Source organism: Falsiroseomonas sp. (genome assembly GCF_030695085.1).
Classification (GTDB): Bacteria; Pseudomonadota; Alphaproteobacteria; order Acetobacterales; family Acetobacteraceae; genus Falsiroseomonas.
Genome location: NZ_JAUYTS010000142.1, coordinates 38,404 through 55,191, shown reverse-complemented (window position 1 = coordinate 55,191; position 16,788 = coordinate 38,404). Strand labels below are relative to the sequence as shown.

The following is a 16,788-nucleotide window of genomic DNA, read 5'->3' as shown; positions in this document are numbered from 1 at the left end:
ACCCGGCGAAATACAGCCAGGACCGGGCGACGGATGACATCGCCGCAATCATCAAGGGGCTGGGCCTCGGGCCAAGCCATGTGGTGGGTCTGTCCATGGGCGGCTTCGCCACGTTGCATATGGGCCTGCGGCATCCGGACCTTGCCCGCAGCCTGGTCGCCGCCGGCGTCGGCTATGGCGCCGCCCCGGGCAAGACGGCGCAGTTCCATGCGGAGACGGACGCCGCCATCGCCCGCATCCGGGCGGAGGGGATGGACAGGTTCGGCCTGACCTACAGCCGCGGCCCGACCCGCCTGGTGTTCGAGGAGAAGGACCCGCGCGGCTATGCGGAATTCCAGGCCCAACTCTGCGAGCACAGCACGGAAGGCTCCGCACTCACCATGAACGGCGTGCAGCGCCGCCGCCCCAGCCTGTTCGACCTGGAGGCGCAGTTCCGCGCCATGACGGTGCCGACGCTGGTGATCGCGGGCGATGAGGACGACCCCACGCTGGAAGCCAGCCTGTATCTGAAGCGCACCATCCGCAGCAGCGCGCTGCTGGTGATGCCGAAATGCGGGCACACGATGAACCTGGAGGACCCGGACGCCTTCAACCGCGCGGTGCTGGACTTCGTGACGCAGGTTGATTGCGGCCGCTGGACCAACCGCATTCCGGCCAGCCTGGCCGGCGGAATTATTGCGGCAGCGGAGAAGTAGGCGGCCCTAGGCCTGGCGCAGCCGCTCAACGCGCCGGACCTGATAGTCTTCTATCGCCCGCGCCATCGGCAGGCGCGGGTCGAAGCGCAGATGGGTGAGGGAGACATAGGCCGCGTGGCCCGTCTCATCCGCGCCGAAATCCAGCTTGCAGACGATGCCGCCCTCGTCCCCCGCATAGCTGAGCGCCACGATGCGGCAGCTTGGCGCGAGCTTCATGGCCGGGCTCTGCTGCCGGAGCATCTCGAGCAGCTCCGGTGTCGGGCGCGCGGGCAATGGCAACGCAGCCTCGATCTGCGCCTGCAGCCGGCCAGTGGCTTCGATATCGTCGATCACCCCGGCCGGCCCTTCGCGTCAGATCAGCACGCGGTTGGCGGCGGCGGCGGCGAGGGGTTCCTTCCAGATCACCTCGGCCGGCGTCACTTCCTTGGACAGCCGGTTCATGCCGCGCAGCTGGTCAATGGCGAGCTGGATGTTGCCGACGCTGTCGGGCGTCAGGTTCATCTTGTACTCGACCTTGGTCATCAGCTCCGCGATGAAGGCGCGGTCCTGGCGCAGGAAGCGGGCGACCTGGGCGGCGGCCTCGGTGGGGTTCGCGGCGATGAATTCCTGCGCCTGGATCAGGGACCGCATCAGCCGGGTCGTCGCCTCCATGTTGGACTGCGCCCAGCCCTTGTTCATGTAGACGAAGTTGCGGACGATCTGGATCTGCTCGTTGGAAACCAGGATCTTGGTGTTGGGGATGGCGCGCATCGCCCGCGTCGGCCAGGGCTCCCACACGGCGAAGGCGTCGATATTGCCGCGCTCCAGCGCCGCCACCATCTCCGGCGCCTCGACATTGACGATGGTGTAGTCGGCCGGGTTCAGGTTGAGCTTGGAGACGACCGATAGCCAGAAGGTCTCGCTGCCGGTGCCGCGGGCGACGCCGACCTTCTTGCCCTTCAGCGCCTCCATATTCTCCACATTGCGGCCGAGCACGCTGATCCAGCGCAGCAGCGCTGTGCCCTCAGCCACCGCCACCACATTCGGGTCCACCAGATGGGCGGAGACGCCGGCCTGTTCGGCGCCATAGGCGGAGTTGATCTGGTTGCCGATCAGGAAGGCGATCATGGCGGAGCCGGAGGGGCCGGTATTGACCGTCACATCCAGCCCGTTGCGGGTGAAGAAGCCACCCTCCCGCGCCACGTAATAGGGCGCGAAGGATGGGTCCACGCCGGTGGCGATGGTCATCTTGATCGGCGCGTTCTGCGCGAAGGCGGGGGCGGCAAGCACGGCGCCACCAGCGGCGAGAAGGGTTCGGCGAAGCATATTCTTGTTCTCCCTGTTTTTCACATGGTCGGGTTGAAGCGGCCCGCGAAGGCGCGGATCAGCAGGCGGAACACGCGGTCCGTCGCGAAGCCCAGCAGGCCGAGCGAAATCAGCGCCACGAAGATATCCTCCACCTGCATGAACAGACGGGCATCCCACAGCATCTTGCCGAGCCCATCATTGCTGGCGACAAGTTCGGCGGCCACGATGGTGACGAAGGCATTCGCCATCGCCAGCCGCATGCCCGTCAGGATGTAGGGCACCGTCGCCGGCAGGGCGACGAGGGCGAAGACCTGGAACTTGTTGGCGCCGAGGCATTGCGCCGCACGGATCTTGTCCCGCCCCACGGCACCGACGCCGGCCGCCGTGGCGATGATCACGACGAAGACGGTGGTATAGGCGATGAGGAAGATCTTGCTCTCCTCCCCGATGCCGAACCAGATCACCGCCACGGTGATCATCGCCACAGCAGGGATGAAGCGGAAGAATTCCGTCCATGGCTCCAGCAGCAGCCGCACCGGCCGGAAACTGCCAATGGCCAGGCCTACGGGGATGCCGATGGCGGAGCCAAGCAGGAAGCCCTGGATGATGCGGCGCATCGAGGCCCAGATGGATTCCTGCAGCAGCCCTTCCTCCAGCAACACCCAGCCGCGCTCGAACACCGGGAAGGGCGAGGGGAACAGCACGGAGCTGACCAGGTATTGCGAGGCCAGGTGCCAGATGACGAACAGCAGCGCGAAGCCCAGCACATAGCCGATGACGGTGGCGGATCGGCTATTCATGCGGGTGGATCTCCGCATGAATCAGTTCATGTACCTGCCGGAAACTCGCCATGAAGGCGTCCGAGGTGCGTTCGCGCGGATAGGGTAGGTCGATCGGCACCACCGCCTTCAGCGTGCCGCCCGGGCCGCGCTTCATCACGCCGACGCGCGTCGCCAGCGCGCAGGCTTCCTCGATGTCATGGGTGATGAACAGCACTGTCTTCCGGTTCTCCGACCAGATGCGGGAGAGTTCGGTCTGCAGCACCGCGCGCGTCATCGCATCCAGCGCCCCGAAGGGCTCGTCCATCAGCAGCATGCGCGGATCATTCGCCAGCGCGCGGGCGATCTGGATGCGCTGCTTCATCCCGCCGGAAAGCTCGGAGGGGTGCTTGGACCCCTGCCCGGTCAGGCCGACCATGTTGAGGAACCGGTCCGCGATGGCCCGCCTTTCGCTGCGCCCCATGCCGCGCAGGCGCAGGCCGAATGCGATGTTGTCCCGTGCGGTCAGCCAGTCATAGAGGCTGTCATGCCCCTGGAAGACCACGCCCCGATCGGCGCCGGGTCCGCGTACCGGCTTGCCCTCCAGCCGGATCTGGCCGGCGGTGGGCGTATCGAACCCCGCCAGCATGTTCATCACCGTGGTCTTGCCACAGCCCGAAGTGCCGAGCAGGCAAAAGAATTCGCCCTCCGACAACTCCAGGTTGAAGTCGCGCACGGCCTCATAGGCGCCGGTGCGCCCGCGGAAGGTCATGCCGACCCCATCCAGCTCCACGAAGCCCACCATGTCCCCCACTTGTATCCAGGCTTGAGTTTACGGCACCCCCGTGATGCGGCAACCCGGCTTCACGCTCCTTCGACGGGGGATTAGAAGCGGGCTGCACGGATAGGAGGCAACGGATGATGCTCGAAGGCAAGGTGGCAATCGTCACCGGGGCAGGCGGCGGCATTGGGCGGGAGATCGCGGTCGCCATGGCGCTGGCGGGCGCCTCCGTCGTGGTGAACGATATCGGCGCGAGCCTGACCGGCGAGGGGCCGACCTCCGCAACCCCCGGTGAGCAGACGGTGGCCATCATCCACCAGCGCGGCGGCAAGGCCGTGGCCAATACCGACAGCGTGGCGGAATGGGGCAGCGCGCAGCGGATCGTGGCGCAGGCGATGGATGCCTTCGGGCGCATCGACATCGTGGTGAACAATGCCGGAATCCTGCGCGACCAGATCTTCCACAAGATGTCGCCGGAGGAATGGCTGGCGGTCATCAATGTGCATCTGAACGGCAGCTTCTTCGTCAGCCGCGCGGCGGCGGAGCAGTTTCGCAAGCAGGGCTCCGGCGCCTATGTGCACATGACCTCGACCTCCGGCCTGATCGGCAATTTCGGCCAGGCGAATTATTCGGCGGCGAAGCTCGGTGTGGCGGCATTGTCGAAATCCATCGCGCTCGACATGCAACGTTTCGGCGTGCGGTCCAACTGCATCGCGCCCTTCGCCTGGTCGCGCATGACCAGTTCCATCCCATCCTCCACCGAGGCCGAGAAGGCGCGCGTGGCGCGCTTGCAGCAGATGACGCCGGACAAGAACGCGCCGCTGGCGGTGTTCCTGGCCAGTGATGCCGCGAAGGACGTGACGGGGCAGATCTTCGCCGCGCGGCACAATGAGCTGTTCCTGTTCAGCCAGCCGCGGCCGATCCGCTCCACGCATCGCGGCGAGGGCTGGACGCCGGAGACGATCGCCGAGACCGCCCTACCCGCGCTCCGCAGCCATTTCCTGCCGCTCGATCGCTCCGGCGATGTGTTTTCCTGGGATCCCGTCTGATGGATTTTTCACTCACCGAGGAACAGGTTGCGTTCCAGGATTCCGTCCGCCGCTTTGCCGAGCAGAACCTAGCGAAGGATGCGCTGGCGCGCGCGCATGATGAGCGCTTCCCCTGGGATGTGGCGAAGCTGATGGCCGAGAACGGGCTGTTCGGCATCATGGTGCCGGAGGCGGATGGCGGCCAGGGCGGCACGCTGTTCGATGCGATCCTGGCGATGGAACAGATCGCCTATGTCTGCCCGCGCAGCGCGGATGTGCTGCAGGCCGGCAATTTCGGCGCGTTCCGCACCTTCGCGGAATACGCGACGGCGGACCAGAAGAAGCGCTATTTCGAACCGCTGTTGCGCGGCGAGACCATTGCCGCGGTCGGCATGACGGAGCCGGATGCGGGATCGGCGCTGACCGACCTCAAGACCACCGCGACCAAGGTGCAGGGCGGCTATCTACTGAATGGCGGCAAGGTGTTCACCTCCAACACCGAGGATGCCGGCGTCTTCGTCATCTATTGCCGCTTCGGGCCAGGCGTGAACGGCATCGGCTCCGTCCTGCTGGAACGCGGGATGGAGGGCTTTCGCCTCGGCCAGCCCAGCCGCTACATGAATGGCGAGACCTGGTGCGCGCTGTACTTTGATAATGTCTTCGTGCCGGATGAGAATTTGCTGCTCGGTGAGGGCGGGTTCCGCAAGCAGATCGCGGGCTTCAATGTGGAGCGTGCCGGCAACACCACCCGCGCGCTGGCGCTGGGCGAATATTGCTTCCGCCAGGCCAAGGCGCATGCCGAACAGCGCAAGCAGTTCGGCCGGGCGCTGATGGAATTCCAGGGCCTGCAATGGAAGTTCGCGGAGATGCGCGTCGCGCTGGATTCCGCGCAGTTGCTGCTGTACCGCGCCGCCGTGCGCGCCAAGGACGGGCTGCCGGATGCGCAGGACGTCGCCATGGCGAAATACGCCTGCAACCAGGCGGGGTGGATGTGCTCGAACGAATCGATGCAGATCATGGGCGGCACGGGCTATAGCCAGGACCTGCTGATCGAGTATTGCGTGCGCAAGACGCGCGGCTGGATGATCGCGGGCGGCAGCCTGGAGGTGATGAAGAACCGCATCGCCGAGGGCGTCTTTGGCCGCAGTTTTTCTCAAAGGCCGTCCAAGTGACACCTCTGGCGCAGGCGCTTCTCAATCCGCGCCTCATCGCGCTGATCGGCGCTTCCGCCGATGAGCAGCGGCTGACGGCGCGGCCGCAGCGCTATCTGCGCCGGCATGGGTTTACCGGGGAGTTGTTCCCCGTGAATCCGCGCGCGGCGGAGGTGCTGGGCGAACGCGCCTATGCCTCGCTGGCCGATATTCCGGGCGAAATCGACTTTGCGTACATTCTGCTCGGCACGGATAATGTCGAGGCGCAGGTCGCGGCCTGTGCCGCCCGCGGCATTCCGGTGGCCTGTGTGCTGGCCGATGGTTTCGCGGAAGCGGGGCCGGAAGGGGCTGCCTTGCAGGCCCGCGTGCTGGCCGCCGCACAGGCCAGCGGACTGCGGCTGCTCGGGCCGAATTCGATGGGTGTGGTCAATCTCAACGCCCGCACCGCGCTGACCACCAATGCGGCGCTGGAGGCGGAGGATCTGCCGGCCGGGCGCGTCGCGCTGGTCTCGCAATCCGGCTCCATGATGGGGGCGCTGCTGTCGCGCGGCGCGGCGCGGGGCCTGGGCTTCTCGCATCTCATCGGCACGGGGAACGAGGCCGATCTCACGGCGGGCGAGATCGCCTCCCTGCTGCTGGATGACCCGGATGTGGATGCGGTCGCGCTGTTCCTGGAAGCGATCCGCGCGCCTGAGCAGATGGCCGCCGCCGCTGCCAAGGCCCGCGCGCTGAACAAGCCGATCATCGCGCTGAAGCTCGGCCGCAGCCCGTTCGGTGCGGAGCTTGCCACCAGCCATACCGGCGCGCTGGCGGGCAGCGATGCGGCGGCGGATGCCTTCTTCCGCGCGCATGGAATTTTACGCGTTTCCATGCTGGAGTCGCTGCTGGAACTTCCGTTGCTGGTCGCCGGGCGGCGCGCGCCGGCACGCAGCCACCGCGCGGTCAGCGTAATGACAACGACGGGTGGCGGCGGTGCCTTGGCCGTCGATGCGCTCGGCGTGCTGGGGATCGAGGCGCGCAAGCCGGATGCGAAGGCCGCCACGAAGCTGGAATCCGCAAAGTTCAACGCGCATGCGCGGCTGCTGGACCTGACGCTGGCCGGCGCACGTCCGGATCGCGTCATGGCGGCGCTGGATGCGCTGCGGGCCGCGGAGGATACGGACCTCGTGCTGGCCGTCATCGGCAGTTCGGCACAGTTCCGGCCGAAGGATGCGGTGGCGGGCATTGTCGAGGGGGTGAAGGTGCCGGGCAAGCCGGTGGCCGCCTTCCTCGCGCCGCAGGCGGAGGCGTCGCTGCGCCTGCTGGCGGAGGCCGGCATCGCCGCCTTCCGCACCGCCGAATCCGCCGCCGACTGCATCAACGCCTTCTGCGCCTGGCAGGCGCCGCGGGCTATTCCCGAGCTGCCCGCACCGGCCATCACGCTGCCGGCACGGCCGGATGAGGCGGATGCGCGCGGCGTATTCGCGGCGCTTGGCCTGGATTCGCCCTTCGCCGTCATGCAGGACTCGCCGCCGGATGGCATGCGCTATCCGGTCGCGCTCAAGATCCTGTCGCCGGACCTGGCGCACAAAACGGAAGTTGGCGGCGTCGCGCTGAACATCGCCGACGCCGATGCGCTGCGGGAGGCCGCGGCCGCCATGCGGGCGCGCGTCACGGCGGCGGCGCCAGGGGCGAAGATCACCGGAATGCTGGTGCAGCCGATGGCGAAGGGGCTGGCGGAGGCCATTCTCGGCTTCCGGCGGGACCCGGAGGTGGGGCCGGTGGTGCTGCTCGGCGCCGGCGGCGTGCTGTCCGAGTTGCATCGCGACATCGCGCTGCGCCTGGCGCCGGTGGACCTCGACACGGCGCGGGAGATGATTGCGGAGGTGCGCGCGCTGAAGCCTCTTTCGGGCTGGCGCAACCTGCCGCTGGGCGACCTCGACGCGCTGGCGCAGGCCGTGGTCGCGGCGTCCCGCCTCGCTTCCGTGGAGCAGGTGGCGGAGGCGGAGATCAACCCGCTGATCATCGGCCGGCCGGGCGAAGGCGTGACGGTCGCCGATGCCTGGGTGGTGCTGCGGTAGTTGTCATGGCAGGCTGCGGAACATGGATGCCGAAGCCCTGATCCGCGCCCGCTACGGCGCCCTGCCCTTCACCCCTCCCGCCGAAATCCCCGCCGGCCTGGCCATGCTGCTGGACCGGCGGGTGACCCGAAGCTACCGGCCGGACCCGGTGCCGGATGCGCTGCTGGACCTGATTCTGGCCGGCGCGCAATCGGCGCCCGCCAAATCGGACCTGCAGCAATATTCGATATTGGTGACGCGCAATTCGGAAAAAATCGCCCAGGTGGCGGATGCGATCGGCACCATGCCTTGGATCAAGCAGGCGCCGGTGCTGCTGCTGTTCTGCGGCGATATCCGGCGCGGGCGGCAGGTCTGCGCGGCGCAGGGCCGCGAACATGGCAATGACAGCATCGACACCTTCCTGAATGCCAGCGCCGATGCGGCGCTGGCGATGGGCTTCGGAATCATGGCGGCGGAGGCGATGGGCCTCGGCACCTGCCCGATCTCCTATGTCCGCAACAACCTGGCGCTGGTGCAGGGGTTGTTCGGGCTGCCGGAGGGGGTGTTTCCGCTGGCCGGGCTGACGCTGGGCTTCCCGGACAAGCGCAACGAGACCTCGCCGCGGCTGCCGCCTGCCGTGGTGGTGCATCGCGAAACCTACGATGACAGCAGGCTCGCCGCCGCCCTGCCCGCCTATGATGCGCTGCGCCCGCCGGGGAAGCCGCGCTATCCGGATGTGCATGGACCGAAGCCGGAAGGCTGCACCTGGTCCGAGAATGCGGCGCGGCAGCTTTCCGTGCCGGAACGCGCGAATTTCCGCGCCTGGCTGGCGACGCGAGGCATCAACCTTGGCTGACGCGACGGCCGACAACCCCGGCGGCACCGGTGACCTGATCCCCGGCCCGCGCAAGCGCACCGTGGTGCCGCGCCATGCGTCGAGCCTGATCGTCTGGCGCCAGGGCTCCGGCGAGCCCGAGATCCTGATGGGCATGCGCCACCCCAAGCACAAATTCATGCCGAGCATCCTGGTGTTTCCGGGCGGCCGGGTGGATCGCGGCGACCATGGCGTGAAGGCACTTTCCGAGATGAAGCCGGAAACCTTCGGGCTGCTGGCGCATCAGGCGAAGCCCTCGCTGGCGCGCGCGCTGGGCGTGGCGGCGGTGCGTGAATTGTATGAGGAAACCGGGCTGCTGCTGGGTGAGCGGAAGGGGCAGCGGCTGCTCGCCGACCTCGCGCCGCTGGACTATCTTTGCCGCGCAGTGACGCCGACGACGCGCAGCATGCGCTTCAACGCCCGCTTCCTGATCGCCCCCGCCGAGGCGGTGCGCGGCGAGATCAGCGGGTCCGGGGAATTGGAGGGGCTGGCCTGGTACGGGCTGCGCGCGGCGCGGGCGGCGAAGCTGGCGGATATCACGGCCAAGATTCTTGGCGAATTTGCCGAATGGCTGGAGGTGCCGGCGGAGCGGCGCGCGGAACGACCGCGCATTGTCTTTCGCGGCCAGGATAACCGGATGAGCGACGGGTAGGCGGCGGCCCCCACCCCGACCCTCCCCCGCAAGCGGGGGAGGGAGAAGCGGGTCAGCGCGGCTCGAAGCTCTCCCCGTCCTGCACGGCCTGGCCCTCGGCCGCCAGCTTGATCAGATGCGCCAGCAGGCTGCGCGCCGCCGCCGGCACCAGCTTCGGCTCCAGCACCGGGCCATAGACCGCCGGCACCAGTTCCAGCGCCGTCGCGCGTTGGGCGGCGCGCAGGGCATCCCGCACCTTCGCCTCCCGCTCCAGCCGATGCGCGGCCAGCGCCGCGACGAAGGGCGCGGGGTTGGGCAAGGGCGGGCCATGGCCGGGCAGGTACAGGTGGGCATCGCGCGCGGCCAGCTTCCCCAGCGAGGCCATGTAGGCGGCCATGTCGCCATCCGGCGGGCTGACCACGGTGGTGGACCAGCTCATCACATGGTCGGCGCTGAACACCACGCCGTCTTCCCGCGCGAAGCACAGGTGGTTGGCGCAATGGCCGGGGGTGTGGATTGCGGTCAGACGGAATTCGTCACCCTCCAGCACCGCGCCATCGGCCAGCGTCACATCCGGCGTGAAGCTGTGGTCGCCCCCCTCCCCGCCCTGGTCGGGCGGGGTCAGATGCGGGCCGAAGCCGTAGCTGCGCGCGCCGGTTGCCGCCTGCAGGGCGGTGACGCCCGGGGAATGGTCGCGATGGGTGTGGCTGACCAGGATATGGGTGATGGTCTCGCCTTCCGTCGCCCGCATGATGGCGGCGAGATGCGCGGCATCGGCCGGCCCCGGGTCCAGCACCGCCACGCGGCCCTGGCCGATCACCCAGGTATTGGTGCCGCGCCAGGTGAAGGGGCCGGGATTGTCGCACAGGATGCGCCGCACGCCGGGCGCGACTTGTGTCACCGTGCCGGGCGGCAGGGGGTCGTCGCGCAGGAAGGGAATGCTCATGGCTTTTTTCCTCGGCGCATGATCTCTCGGTGCATGATGTAGAGGCTGGCCAGCACGATGGCCGCGGCACCGGCCAGCGTCGAGAGGCCCGGCACATCGCCGAAGGCCACCCAGCCGAACAGCACGGCCCAGAGCAGCGATGAATAGGAATAGGGCGCGAGGAAGGAAACCTGCGCGCTGGCCCAGGCCTCCGTCAGCAGCACCTGCGCGGCGCCGCCGATCAGGCCGATCGCGATCAGCATCAGCAGGTCCAGCGGTCCTGGCGTGACCCAGACGAAGGGCAGTGCGAACAGGGTGAAGAAGGTCATCAGCAGCGATTGCCACAGCACGATGGTGCCGGAATTCTCGGTGGAGGACAGGGTGCGGACCAGCATGGTGGTGCCGGCCGAGAACAGCCCATGCGCCAGCGCCGCCACCATGCCCCAGCGCGCCGCGCCGCCGAAATCGCCGGTGAAGGCGCCCTGACCAAGCGCGATGATCATGATGCCGAGGAACCCCACCAGCACCGCGGCGCCGCGATGGATCCCGACCTTCTCGCCCAGCAGCGGAATCGACAGCAGCGTGACGAAAAGCGGCGTGGTGTTGGTCAGCGCCGTGTGCTCGGCCAGCGGCAGCAGGCCGAGCGCGAAGAAGGAACAGGCCTGCGCCGCCGTGCCGGTCAGCGCGCGGAGCATATGGCCGGGGAAGCGCTTGGTCCGCAGCGCGCCCACCAGATTGCCGCGCAGGCCGATGCGATGCATCACCACCAGCACCACCACCGGCAGGGCGAAGAAGCCGCGAAAGAACATCTGCTCGAGGAAGTGGACCCGCTCCGCCAGTTCCTTCACCAGCACGCTCATCCCGGCGAACAGGGCGCAGGCCGCCAGCATGTAGATGACGCCGCGCTTGGGGTCGTGGCGAAGCGCCATCAGCGCGCCCCCCCTGCGGCGGAGCGGTCAGCACGGCCAACCGCGGCGCGATCCTCGCGGCGGCGCACCTGTTCCCGGTGCAGATTGTACAGGCCGGCGGAAATGACGACGAAGGCGCCGGCCACGGTGTACCAGCTCGGCACCTCGGCCCAGATCAGGAAGCCCAGCACGCCGCCCCAGATCAGCGTTGTGTATTCATAGGGCGCAAGGGCTGAGACCGGCGCGATGGCGAAGGCGCGGGAGAACAGCAGATGCGCGAAGCCATTCGCCATGCCGAGGAAGGCGAGGCACAGGAAGATGTCCCAGCGCGGCACCAGCGGGCCGAGCGGCGGGAACACCGGCAGCAGCAGCAAACCCACCGGCACATGCGCCGCCAGCAGCCAGAAGGCGATGGTCTGCGGCGTATCGGTGGCTGCCAGCACGCGGGTCCAGATCCGCGTCAGGCCGAGCGTCGCGGCGCCAGCCAGCAGCATCGCCGCCTCCCACCGCCACAGCTCGCCGCCCGGTTGCAGGATGATCATCACGCCGGCGAAGCCGACGCAGGTGCTGGTCCAGCGGCGCCAGCCCACCTTCTCCCCCAGCAGGGGAATCGCCAGCAGCGTCATGATCAGCGGGGCGGCGGCATTCACGGCGTAGGAGGCACCGAGCGGGAAGGCGTTGAACCAGGCCAGGTAGAAGGCCACCGTCACCACACAATGCAGCAGCGAGCGCAGCGCCAGCAGCGGCTTGCGGACCGGGACCAGCCCCCGCCCGCGCACCAGCAGCGCGATCGCCAGCATGCCGAAGACGCCGCGCCAGATCATCGCGACGGCGACGCCGACCTCGGGCAGCGCCCATTTCACAGCGGCATCGGCCGCCGAGATCACGGTGTAGCCGGCGACGATGATGCCGATGCCGCGCAGCGTGTCCTGGGTCAGCGGCAGCCGCGGCAGGATGCGCGCGACAACCGGTTTTCGATCACCCAACAGCCGGTGCCAGTACCGCTTCCGCCTGCATGCAGGTGGCGCCGGTCTCGTCCCGGGTTTCCAGCTTCACCTCCTCACCCGCCACCCGGCCGAGCAGGGTCAGCGGGCGGCTGTCGAAGGCCGGGCGGCGGCCGCGGAAGGCGAAGCTGTGCAGGCGCTGGCCGGGGGCGTGGTCCAGCGCGTGCTGCGCCATCAGGGTCGCCTGCAGGGGGCCATGCACCACCAGGCCGGGATAGCCTTCCTCCCCGGTCACATAGGGGTGGTCGTAATGGATGCGGTGGCCGTTGCCGGTAAGTGCCGAGTAGCGGAACAGCATCACCGGGTCCGGCAGCACGGTGGCGGTGGCCGCATCGGGCCAGGCCTCCGCGGCGGGGGCAGGTTTCACGGCGGCCCCCTCCGCGCCGCGATAGACGATGTCCTGCTCCTCCTCCAGCGCCAGGCCGGCGGGGCCGTGCAGCAGATGGCCCACGGTGACGAAGACCAGCCGGCCCGATCCGCCGGATTTTTCGGTGACCTTCAGGATGGTGCTGGTGCGCGTGATCTCGTCATCCGCCCGCAGCGGGACGGGATGGAAGCGGAGGCGGCCGCCGGCCCACATGCGGCGCGGCAGGTCGTGCACCGGGGGCAGGAAGCCGCCGCGCTTCGGGTGGCCGTCCGGGCCGATCTGGTCCGGCATCACCCAGTCCTGGAAGAACATCCAATGCCACAGCGGCGGCAGCTCGGCCGGCACCGGGCGGCCCAGCGTGGCGGCCATGCCCTGCAGCAGGCGGGGCTCCAGCCGGTCCTCGCGCGTTTCGGTGCGGCCGACGTAATCCTGGTGCGACATCAATCCTCGCGCAGATAAAGAAGGTAGGTGTTCATGTGCACCACCCGCGTGTAGTGGCGCCAGGTCTCGGCGAAGGCGGGATGGCGGGAGAAATAGGCGATCGGGTCGAAATCCTCCGCCCCGCAGCGCGGGATGCCGGAATTCTTGGCGACCAGCACGGCGCCGGGCGGGGCGCGTGCGAAGTCTTCCGCGACAGTGCGATAGACCAGGAATTCGGGGCGGGACATCTCCCAGGGCTCGCGGTAGCGCGGCGCGCCCTCGGGGCAGCCGGGATAGGCGCCGATCAGCAGCCACAGATTCATGGTCCGCAGCGTGGACCGCGCGCGGGCGTAGTTCAGGGCCGGATAGACCGGGTAGATATCGGGCGAGAGCACCAGCAGCCTTTCGCCGGCCACCTCGCGCTTCAGCGTGGCAGTCAGCTGGCCCTCCGCCAGGCTGGCGTACCAGATCTGCCGCCAGGGGCTCTCGCCGCGAACCTGCACGATGGCAACCGCGGCGACCAGGGCCAGGGCCAGGGCTGGTGCCGCCTCCGCCGCGCGGCCGGAAGGCAAGGCGTGGTCGAACCAGCGGGCCACCACCCAGCAGGCCATCAGCGCGGTCGCCATCGCCATCGGCACCACGTGATAGGACCAGCCCTTGTGCTGCACCCAGGCGGAGAGCAGCCCACCCACCGCGACCGCCGCCAGCATCCGCGCCGGCATCCCGGCGCCCTTCCAGGCGAGCAGCGGCAGCGTCACCAGCAGGGCGATCAGCGCCGGGCCGAGCTGGTTGGTGAACAGCACGTCGAACAGACCGATGCCGCCATTGCCCAGGTAGAAGTCCATCACCAGCGGCACGACGAAGCCGAGATAGTCCGGGAAGAACAACGGCAGGCTGGCGAGATAGAGCAGCCAGATCCCGGCCATGATCCAGGGCAGCCGGTCCCGCAGCGCGGCCACCGGGCCACGATGGAGCAGCACCAGCGCCTCCACCAGCGCCGGCACCGCCAGGAAATGCGGCTTCAGCGCGAAGCCCACCGCGGCGGCGATGGTCACCGTCAGCGCCAGCCCACCCGGGGTCGGCAGGCCTTGTGCCCGGCGCGCCGCCAGCAGGGCGTAGGGCAGCGCGAACAGCCCCATCAGGTGTTCCCGCTGGCCCACATCATAGGCGACCATGACGATGATGAGCGGGATCAGCGCATTCAGCGCCGCGGCCTCGACCGGGCCTTCCTCGATCCCCTGGCGCAGCCGCAGGCAGAGCCACCAGGCCAGGCCACAACAGGCCAGCACGCAGAGCAGCCAGGACTGCACGATATCGAGCGGCGTAAAACGGTCGATCAGCGCCGGAATCGCCGCCAGCACGAAGATCAGCGGCGGGTTCACGTCGATCAGGTCGCGAAACAGCGATTCGCCGCCAACCCAACGTTCCGCGAAGTTCAGGATGGCGGCGACGTCGTGGTTCAGCGGCGGCGTCAGCACCACAACCATGAAGAAGAGCGCTGGCAGCGCGGCCAGGACACGCAGCAGCCCGGCCCAGTACGCCGGCTCGGCGGGGCTGAACAGGCGCGGTGCCGGCACGGCCTCGGCAGTCGGGTGGGCCGGTTTGGCGAGGGGCTTCGGGGTCATGTGCGGCTCACGGCTGCCGCATCCTCGGCGGGCTTGGCGCAAGGTGCAACCGCATTGCGGCGCGCATGCGGCAGGTCTGCCCCGCAGCCCAGGCGGAGGCCGCCTTACGGCTGACGCGCGGGCGCCTTGCGGTCGCCCCGGTGCGGCGTCACAAGGGCGTGGTGGAACCTGCAGAATACGAACTGATGGACGCGGCCGAGGACGGCATGTGGTGGTTTCGCGCCGCCCATGCCCGGGTCCTCGACGCGCTCCGCAACCGCCCCGGCGCTGCCGGGCCCGTGCTCGATGCCGGCTGCGGCACGGGCGGCTTCCTGCTGCGCCTGGCGCAGCAGCTGCGCGACAGGCCGGCGATGGGCCTGGAATACATGGCCGAGGCAGCGCATCGCGCCGCCCAGAAATCCGGGCGGCCGGTGGTGGCGGGGGATGCCAATACGCTGCCCTTCGCCGATGCCAGCTTCGGCGCGGCGGTCTCCATCGACGTGATCTGCCATGCCGGGGTGGACCCCGCGCGGGGGATGGCGGAGTTGCACCGCGTGTTGCGGCCGGGCGGCACCGTGGTGCTGAACCTGCCGGCCTATGAATGGCTGCGCAGCGCGCATGATGCGCGTGTGCACACCGCCCGCCGCTACACCGCCGGCAGCGCCCGCACGATGCTGGAACAGGCCGGTTTCACCCAGGTTTCCGCCCGCTACTGGAACGGCCTGCTGCTGCCGCTGATGGCGTTGCAGCGGAAGGTGCTGCAGGCCAGGGCGGATGCGCCCAGCGACGTGACCCACTTCCCCCCCTGGATCGACAAGACCCTGCACGCCGTCTCGGAGATCGAGCGGCGGATCGGCGGCGCGGGCATTCCCATGCCCGGCGGCGGTTCCGTCCTCGTCATCGGCACGCGGCCCTGACGGAGAACCCGACGTGACTGAGACCCTGGCCCGGTTCGCCGGTGCTTCGAAAATCGGCGCTTCTGAAGCGGGACCCGCGGGATTGTCCTCGGGGTTGCCGCATCCGGGCGCCACACCGGTGGGGCTTTCCATCGTCGTCCCGGTCTATCGCGGCGCCGGCACGGTGGGCGCGCTGGTCCAGGCGCTGTCCGCGCTGCGCCCGGCGGGCGGGCTCGAGATCATCCTGGTGAATGATGGCAGCCCGGACAATTCAGGCGAGGTCTGCCGCGCCCTGGCCGCCGAGGCCACCGTGCCGCTGGTCTATGTCGAGCACGCCCGAAACTTCGGCGAGCACAACGCCGTCATGTCCGGCCTCCGCCAGGCGCGCGGGTCCTTCGTCATCACCATGGATGACGATCTGCAAAACCCGCCGGAGGAGGTCATCCGCCTGTACGACCACGCCCGGCTCGGCGGCTGGGACGTGGTCTATACGCGCTACGCCAAGAAGGAACATGAGGGCTGGCGCAACCTCGGCAGCCGCTTCGCCAATGGCGTGGCGGATATGCTGCTGGACAAGCCGAAGGGGCTGTACCTGTCCTCGTTCCGCTGCATGAGCGCCATGGCGGTGCGGGAAGTGGCGAAATACAGCGGCCCCTACCCCTATGTGGACGGGCTGCTGATGCAGGTGACGCAGCGCCTCGACAGCATCGAGGTGAAGCACCTGCCGCGTGCCGAGGGCCGGTCCAACTACACGCTGAAGCGGCTGGTGCTGCTGTGGCTGAACCTCGCCACCAATTTCTCCGTCCTGCCGCTGCGGCTGGCGATCCTGGCCGGCGCGGTGATGGGCGTGTTCGGGCTGGTGGCCGCCGCCATCGTGCTGTTCGAGGGGCTGAGCGGGGAGACACCCTCCGGCTGGGCCTCGATGATGACGGTCACGCTGCTGGTGGCCGGCGTGCAGTTCCTGATCCTGGGCGTGCTCGGCGAGTATGTCGGCCGCGCCTTCCTCTCGGCCAATGGCAAGCCGCAGGGCGTGGTGCGGGATGTGGTGCGGGCGGGGGGCGCCGAACGGTGATCTCCGCCTGGATCACATTGGCCGCCGCCATCACCACCTCCCTTATCGGGCAGGTCCTGCTGAAGGCGGGCGCCTCCGGCTCCGTCGCGGCGGAGGCCGGCTTCGTGGACCAGCTGTTCCGCTGGCAGACCATTGTCGGGCTCGGCTGCTACGGGGGCGCGGCGCTGCTGTACATCATCGCCCTGCGCAAGATCCCGATGTCGGTCGCCCTGCCCTGCACGGCGGCGAGCTATGTGGTCATCGCGCTGATCGGCTGGGGCATGTTCGGGGAAAGCCTAGGGCTGGCGAAGATCGCGGCGATCGGGCTGATCTCCGCCGGCGTGGTGCTGCTGGCCACCACAGCCTGAA

The 16,788-nt window shown here is 68.8% G+C and carries 18 protein-coding genes; 9 read left to right on the top strand and 9 right to left on the bottom strand.

Features of this window, described 5'->3' with window-relative positions:
- The coding region (locus Q8S40_RS15250; RefSeq protein ID WP_305671056.1) for an alpha/beta fold hydrolase at window positions 1-695 on the top strand (695 nt) is incomplete at its 5' end.
- A gap of 6 nt (window positions 696-701) precedes the next feature.
- Here Q8S40_RS15250 and Q8S40_RS15245 read toward each other — a convergent pair.
- Genes Q8S40_RS15245 through Q8S40_RS15230 form a run of 4 tightly spaced genes read right to left on the bottom strand, consistent with a single transcriptional unit; the run spans window position 702 to window position 3,545 of the window.
- Entirely contained in the window at window positions 702-1,028 is a 327-nt protein-coding gene (locus Q8S40_RS15245; protein ID WP_305671055.1) for a hypothetical protein, read from the bottom strand.
- Window positions 1,029-1,046: 18 nt separating this feature from the next.
- Window positions 1,047-2,000, bottom strand: a complete 954-nt coding sequence (locus Q8S40_RS15240) for an ABC transporter substrate-binding protein (protein ID WP_305671054.1) — start codon at window positions 1,998-2,000, stop codon at window positions 1,047-1,049.
- Between the two features lie 20 nt (window positions 2,001-2,020).
- Entirely contained in the window at window positions 2,021-2,782 is a 762-nt protein-coding gene (locus Q8S40_RS15235; RefSeq protein WP_305671053.1) for an ABC transporter permease, read from the bottom strand.
- Window positions 2,775-3,545 (bottom strand): ABC transporter ATP-binding protein, encoded by a 771-nt coding sequence (locus Q8S40_RS15230; protein ID WP_305671058.1) that lies wholly within the window; start codon window positions 3,543-3,545, stop codon window positions 2,775-2,777. The genes Q8S40_RS15235 and Q8S40_RS15230 overlap by 8 nt, the downstream gene beginning before the upstream one ends.
- 113 nt (window positions 3,546-3,658) lie before the next feature.
- Between Q8S40_RS15230 and Q8S40_RS15225 the strand changes: the two genes are divergently transcribed.
- Genes Q8S40_RS15225 through Q8S40_RS15205 form a run of 5 tightly spaced genes read left to right on the top strand, consistent with a single transcriptional unit; the run spans window position 3,659 to window position 9,265 of the window.
- Entirely contained in the window at window positions 3,659-4,570 is a 912-nt protein-coding gene (locus tag Q8S40_RS15225) for an SDR family NAD(P)-dependent oxidoreductase (RefSeq protein ID WP_305671052.1), read from the top strand.
- Window positions 4,570-5,721: an acyl-CoA dehydrogenase family protein gene (locus tag Q8S40_RS15220; RefSeq protein WP_305671051.1), complete on the top strand. Its 1,152-nt coding sequence runs from the start codon at window positions 4,570-4,572 to the stop codon at window positions 5,719-5,721. Before Q8S40_RS15225 ends, Q8S40_RS15220 begins: the two co-directional genes overlap by 1 nt.
- A complete protein-coding gene (locus Q8S40_RS15215; RefSeq protein WP_305671050.1) occupies window positions 5,718-7,760 on the top strand; it encodes an acetate--CoA ligase family protein in 2,043 nt (680 codons plus the stop codon). The genes Q8S40_RS15220 and Q8S40_RS15215 overlap by 4 nt, the downstream gene beginning before the upstream one ends.
- 22 nt (window positions 7,761-7,782) lie before the next feature.
- The gene (locus Q8S40_RS15210; RefSeq protein WP_305671049.1) at window positions 7,783-8,595 is read left to right on the top strand and encodes a nitroreductase family protein; all 813 of its coding nucleotides are present in this window, start codon (window positions 7,783-7,785) and stop codon (window positions 8,593-8,595) included.
- The gene (locus tag Q8S40_RS15205; protein ID WP_304812100.1) at window positions 8,588-9,265 is read left to right on the top strand and encodes an NUDIX hydrolase; all 678 of its coding nucleotides are present in this window, start codon (window positions 8,588-8,590) and stop codon (window positions 9,263-9,265) included. The genes Q8S40_RS15210 and Q8S40_RS15205 overlap by 8 nt, the downstream gene beginning before the upstream one ends.
- 52 nt (window positions 9,266-9,317) lie before the next feature.
- Here the strand turns inward: Q8S40_RS15205 and Q8S40_RS15200 are convergent, their stop codons facing one another.
- The 5 genes from Q8S40_RS15200 to Q8S40_RS15180 are packed head-to-tail and all read right to left on the bottom strand — an operon-like array spanning window position 9,318 to window position 14,493.
- The gene (locus Q8S40_RS15200; protein ID WP_305671048.1) at window positions 9,318-10,190 is read right to left on the bottom strand and encodes an MBL fold metallo-hydrolase; all 873 of its coding nucleotides are present in this window, start codon (window positions 10,188-10,190) and stop codon (window positions 9,318-9,320) included.
- A complete protein-coding gene (locus tag Q8S40_RS15195; RefSeq protein ID WP_305671047.1) occupies window positions 10,187-11,098 on the bottom strand; it encodes a DMT family transporter in 912 nt (303 codons plus the stop codon). The genes Q8S40_RS15200 and Q8S40_RS15195 overlap by 4 nt, the downstream gene beginning before the upstream one ends.
- A complete protein-coding gene (locus Q8S40_RS15190) occupies window positions 11,098-12,063 on the bottom strand; it encodes a DMT family transporter (protein ID WP_305671046.1) in 966 nt (321 codons plus the stop codon). Before Q8S40_RS15190 ends, Q8S40_RS15195 begins: the two co-directional genes overlap by 1 nt.
- Window positions 12,056-12,889 carry a MaoC family dehydratase N-terminal domain-containing protein gene (locus Q8S40_RS15185; protein WP_305671045.1) on the bottom strand — a complete coding sequence of 278 codons (834 nt, stop codon included), beginning with the start codon at window positions 12,887-12,889 and terminating at the stop codon, window positions 12,056-12,058. Before Q8S40_RS15185 ends, Q8S40_RS15190 begins: the two co-directional genes overlap by 8 nt.
- Window positions 12,889-14,493, bottom strand: a complete 1,605-nt coding sequence (locus tag Q8S40_RS15180; protein ID WP_305671044.1) for a hypothetical protein — start codon at window positions 14,491-14,493, stop codon at window positions 12,889-12,891. Before Q8S40_RS15180 ends, Q8S40_RS15185 begins: the two co-directional genes overlap by 1 nt.
- Before the next feature lie 65 nt (window positions 14,494-14,558).
- Between Q8S40_RS15180 and Q8S40_RS15175 the strand changes: the two genes are divergently transcribed.
- The 3 genes from Q8S40_RS15175 to Q8S40_RS15165 are packed head-to-tail and all read left to right on the top strand — an operon-like array spanning window position 14,559 to window position 16,787.
- Window positions 14,559-15,389 (top strand): class I SAM-dependent methyltransferase, encoded by an 831-nt coding sequence (locus tag Q8S40_RS15175; RefSeq protein WP_305671043.1) that lies wholly within the window; start codon window positions 14,559-14,561, stop codon window positions 15,387-15,389.
- Window positions 15,390-15,402: 13 nt separating this feature from the next.
- The gene (locus tag Q8S40_RS15170) at window positions 15,403-16,440 is read left to right on the top strand and encodes a glycosyltransferase family 2 protein (RefSeq protein WP_305671042.1); all 1,038 of its coding nucleotides are present in this window, start codon (window positions 15,403-15,405) and stop codon (window positions 16,438-16,440) included.
- The gene (locus Q8S40_RS15165) at window positions 16,437-16,787 is read left to right on the top strand and encodes a multidrug efflux SMR transporter (protein WP_304812117.1); all 351 of its coding nucleotides are present in this window, start codon (window positions 16,437-16,439) and stop codon (window positions 16,785-16,787) included. The genes Q8S40_RS15170 and Q8S40_RS15165 overlap by 4 nt, the downstream gene beginning before the upstream one ends.
- Window position 16,788: the final 1 nt, after the last annotated feature.

Coding starts and splice junctions, on each gene's coding strand:
- Q8S40_RS15240 (WP_305671054.1), bottom strand. CDS start 2,000: ATGCTTCGCCGAACCCTTCTCGCCGCTGGTGGCGCCGTGCTTGCCGCC.
- Q8S40_RS15235 (WP_305671053.1), bottom strand. CDS start 2,782: ATGAATAGCCGATCCGCCACCGTCATCGGCTATGTGCTGGGCTTCGCG.
- Q8S40_RS15230 (WP_305671058.1), bottom strand. CDS start 3,545: ATGGTGGGCTTCGTGGAGCTGGATGGGGTCGGCATGACCTTCCGCGGG.
- Q8S40_RS15225 (WP_305671052.1), top strand. CDS start 3,659: ATGATGCTCGAAGGCAAGGTGGCAATCGTCACCGGGGCAGGCGGCGGC.
- Q8S40_RS15220 (WP_305671051.1), top strand. CDS start 4,570: ATGGATTTTTCACTCACCGAGGAACAGGTTGCGTTCCAGGATTCCGTC.
- Q8S40_RS15210 (WP_305671049.1), top strand. CDS start 7,783: ATGGATGCCGAAGCCCTGATCCGCGCCCGCTACGGCGCCCTGCCCTTC.
- Q8S40_RS15200 (WP_305671048.1), bottom strand. CDS start 10,190: ATGAGCATTCCCTTCCTGCGCGACGACCCCCTGCCGCCCGGCACGGTG.
- Q8S40_RS15195 (WP_305671047.1), bottom strand. CDS start 11,098: ATGGCGCTTCGCCACGACCCCAAGCGCGGCGTCATCTACATGCTGGCG.
- Q8S40_RS15185 (WP_305671045.1), bottom strand. CDS start 12,889: ATGTCGCACCAGGATTACGTCGGCCGCACCGAAACGCGCGAGGACCGG.
- Q8S40_RS15180 (WP_305671044.1), bottom strand. CDS start 14,493: ATGACCCCGAAGCCCCTCGCCAAACCGGCCCACCCGACTGCCGAGGCC.
- Q8S40_RS15175 (WP_305671043.1), top strand. CDS start 14,559: ATGCGGCAGGTCTGCCCCGCAGCCCAGGCGGAGGCCGCCTTACGGCTG.